Below are 745 nucleotides of genomic sequence, written 5' to 3' on the forward strand. Positions count from 1 at the left end.
CTCTCCCCCGGCCGCCCTGGCCGCCCTGGCCGCGGCGGTGCCGGCGGCGGCGGGCGTGCACGTCGTCAACAACAACGCGGCGGGCCTCGCCCTCACGGTGGCCGCGCTCGCCGGGCGGCGAGAGGTGGTGATCAGCCGAGGGGAGCTCGTCGAGACGACTGACGGTTTCCGGCTGCCGGAGCTCCTGGTCGCCGCCGGCGCACGGATGCGCGAGGTCGGCACGACCAACCGCACCACCCTCGGCGACTACGCGGACGCCATCGGCCCCGACACCGGCCTGGTGCTGCGTGTGCACACGGCCAGCTACCAGGTGATCGGGTTCACGGACAGCCCCACCATCAGCGATCTGGCCGCCCTCTGCGCCGACTTCGAGGTGCCGCTCGTCGGCGACTGCGGCTCGGGCCTGCTCCATCCCGAGCCGACACTCGCCGCCGAGCCCGACGCCACGAGCTGGCTCGGCTGGGGGGTCGACGTGGTCACAACGAGCGGCGACAAACTGCTCGGCGGCCCGCAGTGCGGTCTCCTCCTCGGCCGGGCCGACCTGATCGACCGGATCCGACGCCATCCGATGTCCCGGCCACTGCGCGCAGGCAAGCTCACCCTCGCCGCGCTGGAGGCGACCCTGCGCCACCCCGACTCGCCAGTCCGGCAGGCCCTGCGCGCCCGGCCGGAACGGCTCGCCGCCCGCGCCGAGACGCTCGCGGGCTGGCTGCGCCGCGCCGGGATCGCGGCGTCGGCTGTGGCC

At 75.6% G+C, this 745-nt stretch carries 1 protein-coding gene; it reads left to right on the plus strand.

All coding sequences use genetic code 11. From position 1 onward, the window contains the following. Positions 1-745 (plus strand): aminotransferase class V-fold PLP-dependent enzyme (locus tag ND748_RS33190; protein ID WP_374216106.1); only part of this gene is annotated, 745 nt, incomplete at both ends.

It is taken from the genome of Frankia sp. AiPs1 (genome assembly GCF_023716945.1).
Lineage (GTDB): Bacteria > Actinomycetota > Actinomycetes > Frankiales > Frankiaceae > Frankia.